Consider the following 6,971-nt stretch of genomic DNA (forward strand, 5'->3'; position numbering starts at 1 on the left):
GCGCAAGAAGACACGAAACAAGTCCTCGTGCTGTGGGCGTCGCAGACCGGCAACGCCGAAGAGTTCGCGTTCGGCTGCGTCGAACAGCTCCGGAGCGCAGGAATGACGGTCCGCGAGCATGTCATGGAAGACTTCTCGCCGTCCGAATTGACTGACTACAACGACGTGTTGCTGATCAGCAGCACCACCGGTGACGGTGAAGCGCCCGACAACGGGACGACGTTTCTCGACGGCCTGTCCGGTGATTCAGCACCGGATCTGAGCGGCATCCGGTTCTCGGTGCTCGCATTCGGTGATTCGAGCTATGCCGACTTCTGCGGCAACGGTCGCCGCCTCGACAGTCGATTCGCCGAACTCGGCGCCGCGCGACTCGTCGGCCGCGTGGACTGCGAACCGGACCACGAGGAAGCGTCGTCGACGTGGCTCGAGCGGGTGCTCTCGAAGCTAGCGCCGTCCGACGCCGCCAGCACGGCACCCGCGCAGTCTCATCGTCCAGCTGCCACCACGTACGGCAAGAAGGCACCGCTGCCCACCGCACTCGTGCGCAATACACCACTGAACGCGCCCGGGTCCACGAAAGACGTGCGCCAGTTCGGTTTTCACCTACCTGAGGGCACACTGAGCTACGAGGCCGGCGACGCTCTCGGTGTGTGGCCGCGCAACAGCGATGCACTCGTCGACGAATGGCTCCAAGCGACCGGGCTGGGTGGAGACACCGTCGTCGACATCACGGGGCATGATCCGATGCCGCTCCGGCTGGCACTGCGCGATCGGCTCGAGATCGCCAAGGCAACGCCCGACCTACTCCGATTCGTCCAAACTCGCACCCGGGACGCAGATCTCGAGCGGCTGCTGATGCCCGAGAACAAGGGCGCGTTGGCGGATTGGGTGTGGGGACGTCAATCCATCGACGTCCTGACCCATGCGCCGGTGCGCGCCGGCGTCGACGACTGGCTGACGGTACTGAAACCTCTTCAACCGCGACTGTATTCGATCTCTTCGAGCCCCAAGGAGAATCCGAACGAGGTGCAGCTGACGGTATCGACCGTGCGCTACAACGTGCACGGCGTGCCGCGGCGTGGAGTGTGCTCCACATATCTGGCCGATCACGCCGCGGGCGAGGACGTCGGAATATTCGTGCAGAAGTCGTCGCACTTCAAGCCACCCGAGGATCCGGCCGTACCCATGATCATGGTGGGGCCAGGAACCGGCGTGGCGCCATTCCGGGCGTTCCTCCATGAGCGGCGCGCACTCGGCCACTCAGGACCGAACTGGCTGTTCTTCGGCGAGCAGCATGCGGCAACCGATTTCTACTATCGCGACGAACTGACGAGCATGCTCGACGGTGGATCTCTGGCGCGTCTCGATGTGGCGTTCTCACGTGACCAATCATCGAAGGTCTACGTGCAGGATCGAATGACCGAGAACGGCGCAGAGGTGTGGAAATGGCTCCAGCAGGGGGCTCACTTCTACGTGTGCGGCGACGCGACGCGCATGGCCAAGGACGTCGACAACGCACTGAAAGGCATTGTCGCTCAGCACGGAAAGCTCGCCCCGTCGAGCGCCGAGGCGTACGTGAGGGCCCTCTCGGCCGAGAAGCGGTACGTCCGGGACGTCTACTGAGGTAAGCGGGTGACGCGGTGTCCGCGAGGTGACTAATGTCGCCTCCATGACCACACTGATCGACCGTCCGAACACAGCATTGCTCGTAGTCGATGTCCAGAACGATGTCATGGCCTCCTCGATCGAGTCCGACGCCGTCGTGTCTCGAATCGCCGAGCTTATTACGAGGGCGCGTGCGTCGTCCGTGCCTGTCGTATGGGTCCAGCATTCGTCCGAACAGCTGGTTCCAGAGTCGACTGGGTGGCAATACGTTCCCGAGCTCACCAGAGACGAGTCCGAGCCCCTGATCCACAAGACATTCGGCGACTCGTTCGAGGAAACTGAGCTGGAGTCGGTTCTCGCTGAGCTGGCCGTCGGCGCACTCGTCGTGGCCGGAGCACAAACCGACTTCTGCATTCGCAGCACACTGCACGGCGCACTGGCCCGCGGTTACGACGCCACTCTCGTCAGCGACGCGCACACCACCGAGGACCTGAGCGAGTGGGGCGCTCCCCCGCCGACGCAGGTCATCGCGCACACCAACCTCTACTGGAACAACCAGCGAGCTCCGGGCAGGACGACCGGAGCGGTGCGGGCCGAGGACATCCGTTTCGATCAGTAGATCCAAGAGACCTAACCGTCGTGTCCGATCACTGATCGCCCAGGAAGTCCTTCGCCACCGCCGCGGGCGCGAAGACCAACCAACCGTCGGTGAGCAGCTCGCGTAGCTCCTCTATGTCCGCCGCTTCCAGCTGAACCAGGACCGCCGAGAATCCGTCGAAATGGCTTATCGTGAAGCATGATTGCGGATGCGCCGTCAGGATCGCTTCCTTGTCCCCCAGGTCCTCGGTGCGGATTCCCAGTATCGGTCCCGACGGCGGCGTCTCGTCCCCGAATCGCTTGATGTCGGCTTTGCTGAACGGCCGCTCCCACGCGAAGACCTTGCCGCCGACCGACCACGCCCTGTTTCCGTAGCTCGTACCGGTGGATACTTCGGGCAGCTCGCTCACCAATCGTTCCACGTCGTCCAGCGTCGCCATGGCTCGAGGATAGTGCGCGGCTCTAGCCTGCGTAGCTGGAAATCTGAATGAGATTGCCGCAGGTGTCGTCGAACGTCGCGACGGTGACCGGGCCCATCTCAGTAGGTTTCTGAGTGAACACGACGCCGAGAGCGAGGAGACGTTCGTACTCGGCCTGTACGTTCTCGACGGCGAACGAGGTGGCGGGAATGCCGGCTTCCATGAGCGCATCCCGGAACGGCTTCACCGCAGGATGCTCGGCCGGTTCGAGTCCGAGTTCCGGCCCGTCCTCGTTGCCGGGGCTGACCAGGGTGAGCCACGAGTGTTCCCCCATGGGGATCTCGTGCTTGACCACGAACCCGAGGATTTCGGTGTAGAAGTCACGGGCTTTGTTCTGATCGGTGACCATCAGACTGGAGATGTAGATCTTCATGACAGTTCCTTCGGCTCAGTATGATTCGGGGAGGTCCATCGCTCGGCGATGCGTGCCAGCGGTCCGGTGTCGAGAAAGTGAAACTTGTAGCGGCCCTTACGTTCCACTCGGACGAGCCCCGCCGCTTCGAGGACATCCAAGTGCTGCGAGACCGCTTGCCTCGACGAGGACATGCCGTGTATCGAGATCAACCTGGTGCACAGCTCGAACAGTGTCTGCTCGTCTCTGAGGACCAACTCGTCGAGGATCACTCGGCGGGTCGGGTCCGACAGAGCTTTGAACAACTCGGCAACTCCCGGCTCCTCGGGCATGCATCGACAATAGGCAAGTGATTGCTTGCATGTCAATCCACGGCTAACGTCGGAGCCATGGCCGAGCAACCCGAGTGCACCGACGACGGTCTTTTGCATAGTGATCAAAGGCCGCCGTTGGCGCGCGACCGACCCCGCCATCCCCGAGGAACGCGGCACGGAACTGCGATCGATCTTGATGGCGTGGAGACGCGACGTCCGCGCCACGGACGGCGCACCCGAGTCGCGAGCCGGTGTACAAGCAGCCAAAGTCGCGCTCGGCGAACGCGGTACACCGTGGTGGGAGCAATCCGACGACGAACGGCGTGCGCGGTGGGAAACCGAAGTCCCCCGCCCGGATAGCTAACCCATCACTCGGCTGTTCGGTACAACCGCCAGAACCAGAAGGCCGACGCGGCGAGCATCAGCCCGCCCGATCCATATGCGCCCACCACGATCAGGCACGCCCCCACCCCGCACAGCAGAACGATTGCCGCCAGCTGTAGACCATCGCCCCATGCCACAGCATCCGAGCTTAGACCGATATTCGACGGCTGGAGGCTCGGCATACGTGGCGGGTTCGATGCTTCAGCGGGCGGTCCCCGATCTACCGGACATGTGCTCGCGCATTCGCTGATAGCTTCGGCCGATCGCGTCGACATCGTCCACCGAAAGGAGATCGAACATGTTCTCCCGCACGGCTGCTACGTGACCCGGGCTGGCCGCCGTCAGCTTTGCCATACCGGCATCGGTCAGCTCGGCGGACATTCCGCGTTTGTCCTCTTCGAACTTGACGCGAACAACCCAGCCGGCGTCCACCAAGCGGCTGGTTGCACGAGTAACCCCGCTTCGGGTGGTGGTGACAGCGTCCGCCAGTTCACTCATGCGGAGCCGTCGTTCCGGCGCCTCGGACAACACGACGAGCAACTCGAAATCGGTGAACGAGATACCGGCGTCACGGGTCAGTTGGTTGTCCAGAGTGCGAACGAGGAGCCGTGTCGCTTCGAGGTACGCGCGCCAGGCGTGCTGCTCGTGAGGTTCGAGCCATCGCGTCGCGTTCATGACCGAAAGCATATTCGTCATATAATTGACGCGGCAACTATCCGCGCTGCCCGGAGCGCGCCACCACGAGGAGTTCGGCCATGAACACGACAGACGAGAACCGACGTTCCCTGCATCACGCGAACGAACGCGAACGAATCAAAGCCCAGTATCTGGTTCCCAAGAGTGAACGTCCGACATCGTCCGCGCGCGGACTGCACCACACGGCACTGATCAGCAGTGACGTCCAGCGAACGGTGGAGTTCTATCAGGGCGTGTTGGAGTTCCCGCTGACGGAATTGATCGAGAACCGCGACTACCCGGGGTCGTCGCACTTCTTCTTCGACATCGGCAATGGCAACCTCCTCGCATTCTTCGACTTTCCGGGGTTGGACGTCGGGCCGTATCAGGAAGTACTCGGCGGACTGCACCACGTAGCGATCAGCGTCGAACCGGACCGCTGGGAGAAGCTGCGCGCCAAGTTGATCGATGCCGGCATCGAACTGGCCGAGCACAGCGAGGTATCGCTCTATTTCCGCGACGCCGACGGCGCCCGCATCGAACTGATTGCCGATCCGCTCGGCGAGATGTACGGAAATCACGTGCTGTGAAGGGCATTCCGGGGCAGGACATCGGGCCGACGGTCACCGAGTTGCTGGCGGAGTTGCTCTCGCTCGACGACCCCAAGTTCCGACAGGTCAATGCCAAGCACGGTGACGACCACGGTGTGAATCTCAGCGCTCTGCGCGCGATCGCCAGGCGATTGAAGACCCAGCACGAACTTGCACGCGCGTTATGGGCCACCGAAGACACCGCAGCGAGACTCCTGGCACTGCTGATCTGTCGCCCCAAGCTGTACGAGCGTGACGAGTTGGACTCCATGATTCGGGACGCACGCACTCCGAAGGTGCACGACTGGCTCGTCAATTACGCAGTGAAGAAGAATCCGCATTCGGAGGAACTACGCCTACTGTGGATCGATGATCCGGATGCGGCCGTCGCCAGCGCCGGTTGGGCGCTGACGACGAATCGAGTCGCGAAACGTCCCGACGGTCTTGACCTTTCATCGCTACTCGACGTCATCGAGTCAGACATGAAAGACGCACCCGACCGCTTGCAGTGGGCGATGAACCATTGCCTCGCGCAGATCGGCATCGAGCACGCCGACCTCCGGGCTCGCGCACTCGACATCGGGGAACGGTTGAGGGTGCTCGAGGACTACCCAACGCCCCCGAACTGCACTTCACCCTTCGCTCCGACCTGGATCAACGAAATGGTGAGCCGACGATCCTGACCCGCAGGTCACGCACGCCCGAAGTGGGCGATCGTGTCGCGCACCAAACCGTCGAGAAGGACCTTCTTGTTCAGTGGTTGAGTCACGGCCAAAAGGACCCCCAGGCCAGGCCTGGCCTCCAAGGCGAAGCGCCAGACGAACCGACAGCCTGTCGCGGTAGGAGTGATCTGGTAGTCCTCCGCAAACACTCCGAAGAGCGGCAGACTCGCACTCTCGACGTAGAACGAATGACGCCGATTGCTCTCATCCCATTCGAAGAACCGCTCGTTCAAGCGCAGGAGCCGAGCGACGACGACGTTGCGAGTAGTTCCGCTCCCGAACGGGCGGCCGGAGGTGTACTGCCCCTTCAACGCCGAACACCACGCCAACGGCTGGTCTGCCGTGAGGCCGGCCCAGACGGTGTCCGCATCCGCCGCGAGGTCCAGCGTGTACGTGTAGGTGTACTTCGCCGTCTCGAAAATGCTGTGGTCAGATACCGGCTGCAAGTGAAAGCGAGCCATCGAACAACCCCTTTCCGGGGACATCGTCGCGTGAATGGTCCGCCCCATCAGATCAGAGAGCGTCGGTGCGCGTTCGGTCGGTCCGGCCACTGCGACGACTTCTACTTCTTGGGGACTCGCAGGATCAGTGCATCACCCTGACCACCGCCACCACACAACGCCGCCGCACCGACACCACCACCACGACGCGCCAACTCCAACGCCACATGCAACGCAATCCGAGCACCCGACATCCCCAACGGATGCCCGATCGCAATCGCACCACCGTTCACATTGACCCGATCCTCCGAGATACCCAACTCACGCATCGACGCAATACCCACCGCAGCAAACGCCTCGTTGATCTCCACCACATCCAAATCCACCGGATCGATCCCCTCCCGCGCACACGCCTTCACAATCGCCCGCGCCGGCTGCAACTGCAACGACGAATCCGGACCCGCCACCACCCCATGCGCACCGATCTCCGCCAACCACGCCAGCCCCAAACTCTCCGCCTTCGCCCGACTCATCACCACCACCGCACACGCACCATCATTGATCGTCGACGCATTACCCGCCGTGATCGTCCCCGACGCACCGAAAGCCGGACGCAACCTCCCCAACGACTCCACCGTCGTATCCGCCCGGATCCCCTCATCCTGCGCAAACACCACCGGATCACCCTTACGCTGCGGAACCTCTACCGACACCACCTCCTCGTCGAACACCCCGTTCTTCCACGCCGCAGCCGCACGCTGATGCGACGCCGCCGCGAACGCATCCTGCTCCTCACGACTACACGCAACCGCA

General features: G+C 62.8%; 11 protein-coding genes and 1 pseudogene. 5 read left to right on the plus strand and 7 right to left on the minus strand.

Annotated elements, in window-relative coordinates; all coding sequences use genetic code 11:
* Together A2J03_RS14125 and A2J03_RS14130 are read left to right on the plus strand one after the other, a co-directional pair.
* Positions 1-1,623 (plus strand): diflavin oxidoreductase (locus tag A2J03_RS14125; protein ID WP_197480768.1); only part of this gene is annotated, 1,623 nt, incomplete at its 5' end.
* Positions 1,624-1,669: 46 nt separating this feature from the next.
* On the plus strand, positions 1,670-2,224 hold the full coding sequence (locus A2J03_RS14130) for a cysteine hydrolase family protein (protein WP_068374939.1): 555 nt from the start codon (positions 1,670-1,672) through the stop codon (positions 2,222-2,224).
* Between the two features lie 28 nt (positions 2,225-2,252).
* Here the strand turns inward: A2J03_RS14130 and A2J03_RS14135 are convergent, their stop codons facing one another.
* From A2J03_RS14135 to A2J03_RS14145, 3 genes are read right to left on the minus strand one after another with little or no spacing between them, the layout of a single operon-like run.
* Positions 2,253-2,642: an MmcQ/YjbR family DNA-binding protein gene (locus tag A2J03_RS14135; RefSeq protein ID WP_068374942.1), complete on the minus strand. Its 390-nt coding sequence runs from the start codon at positions 2,640-2,642 to the stop codon at positions 2,253-2,255.
* 22 nt (positions 2,643-2,664) lie between these two features.
* The gene (locus A2J03_RS14140; protein WP_068374945.1) at positions 2,665-3,054 is read right to left on the minus strand and encodes a VOC family protein; all 390 of its coding nucleotides are present in this window, start codon (positions 3,052-3,054) and stop codon (positions 2,665-2,667) included.
* Complete coding sequence (locus A2J03_RS14145; RefSeq protein ID WP_068374948.1) at positions 3,051-3,365, minus strand: ArsR/SmtB family transcription factor; 315 nt, start codon at positions 3,363-3,365, stop codon at positions 3,051-3,053. The genes A2J03_RS14140 and A2J03_RS14145 overlap by 4 nt, the downstream gene beginning before the upstream one ends.
* Before the next feature lie 57 nt (positions 3,366-3,422).
* Between A2J03_RS14145 and A2J03_RS14150 the strand changes: the two are divergent.
* Positions 3,423-3,711: pseudogene (locus A2J03_RS14150) on the plus strand (hypothetical protein).
* 4 nt (positions 3,712-3,715) lie between these two features.
* Here the strand turns inward: A2J03_RS14150 and A2J03_RS14155 are convergent.
* Positions 3,716-3,868 carry a hypothetical protein gene (locus A2J03_RS14155; RefSeq protein WP_156520391.1) on the minus strand — a complete coding sequence of 51 codons (153 nt, stop codon included), beginning with the start codon at positions 3,866-3,868 and terminating at the stop codon, positions 3,716-3,718.
* 64 nt (positions 3,869-3,932) lie between these two features.
* Entirely contained in the window at positions 3,933-4,406 is a 474-nt protein-coding gene (locus A2J03_RS14160) for a MarR family winged helix-turn-helix transcriptional regulator (protein WP_068374956.1), read from the minus strand.
* A gap of 80 nt (positions 4,407-4,486) precedes the next feature.
* On the opposite strand from A2J03_RS14160, the gene A2J03_RS14165 reads away from it, so the two are divergent.
* Entirely contained in the window at positions 4,487-4,996 is a 510-nt protein-coding gene (locus A2J03_RS14165; protein WP_068374950.1) for a VOC family protein, read from the plus strand.
* Positions 4,997-5,001: 5 nt separating this feature from the next.
* Entirely contained in the window at positions 5,002-5,679 is a 678-nt protein-coding gene (locus A2J03_RS14170) for a DNA alkylation repair protein (protein ID WP_231912533.1), read from the plus strand.
* A gap of 8 nt (positions 5,680-5,687) precedes the next feature.
* Here A2J03_RS14170 and A2J03_RS14175 read toward each other — a convergent pair whose 3' ends face one another.
* Both A2J03_RS14175 and A2J03_RS14180 read right to left on the minus strand, forming a co-directional pair.
* Positions 5,688-6,179, minus strand: a complete 492-nt coding sequence (locus A2J03_RS14175) for an SRPBCC family protein (protein ID WP_068374952.1) — start codon at positions 6,177-6,179, stop codon at positions 5,688-5,690.
* A 101-nt stretch (positions 6,180-6,280) separates the two neighbouring features.
* Positions 6,281-6,971, minus strand: a 691-nt coding sequence (locus A2J03_RS14180; RefSeq protein ID WP_156520392.1) for an acetyl-CoA C-acyltransferase, incomplete at its 5' end; no start/stop codon positions are given.

This window comes from Rhodococcus sp. EPR-157, from assembly GCF_001647195.1.
In the GTDB taxonomy this organism is placed as follows: domain Bacteria; phylum Actinomycetota; class Actinomycetes; order Mycobacteriales; family Mycobacteriaceae; genus Rhodococcoides.

Bases quoted from the DNA above. Each gene is read 5' to 3' on its own strand.
- A2J03_RS14130 (WP_068374939.1), top strand. From the start codon at position 1,670: ATGACCACACTGATCGACCGTCCGAACACAGCATTGCTCGTAGTCGAT.
- A2J03_RS14135 (WP_068374942.1), bottom strand. From the start codon at position 2,642: ATGGCGACGCTGGACGACGTGGAACGATTGGTGAGCGAGCTGCCCGAA.
- A2J03_RS14140 (WP_068374945.1), bottom strand. From the start codon at position 3,054: ATGAAGATCTACATCTCCAGTCTGATGGTCACCGATCAGAACAAAGCC.
- A2J03_RS14145 (WP_068374948.1), bottom strand. From the start codon at position 3,365: ATGCCCGAGGAGCCGGGAGTTGCCGAGTTGTTCAAAGCTCTGTCGGAC.
- A2J03_RS14160 (WP_068374956.1), bottom strand. From the start codon at position 4,406: ATGAACGCGACGCGATGGCTCGAACCTCACGAGCAGCACGCCTGGCGC.
- A2J03_RS14165 (WP_068374950.1), top strand. From the start codon at position 4,487: ATGAACACGACAGACGAGAACCGACGTTCCCTGCATCACGCGAACGAA.
- A2J03_RS14175 (WP_068374952.1), bottom strand. From the start codon at position 6,179: ATGGCTCGCTTTCACTTGCAGCCGGTATCTGACCACAGCATTTTCGAG.